A 276-nucleotide genomic window follows, 5' to 3' on the forward strand; every position below is an offset into this window, starting at 1 on the left:
TTGTGGCGGTAACGACGCCGTTTTTGACTTCAACTTCCTTAACATATTTGCCTTTGATTTTAGAGGAGGATGCCACGCCGGCAGAACTGTTGTTGCCGGGCCATTCGCCGTGATTCAGGTAATACTCGGTGACGGCTGATTTTTGACCTTCAGCCAAAAGGATAGCTTCGTCATTCCCGCGCAGGCGGGAATCTAGGTCTGTCGGCACGGAAATTTATCGGGAAAACGGTTTCTTTAGATTTTACGTCCTAGATTCCCACTTTCGTGGGAATGACG

The 276-nt window shown here is 48.9% G+C and carries 1 pseudogene; it reads right to left on the bottom strand.

The annotated features are described in order from the left end of the window. Positions 1–172, bottom strand: a pseudogene (locus tag HMPREF2959_RS07585) (pilin); the annotation flags it as partial. Positions 173–276 lie beyond the last annotated feature (104 nt).

This window comes from Neisseria sp. HMSC070F02 (assembly GCF_001814225.1).
GTDB lineage: Bacteria > Pseudomonadota > Gammaproteobacteria > Burkholderiales > Neisseriaceae > Neisseria > Neisseria meningitidis.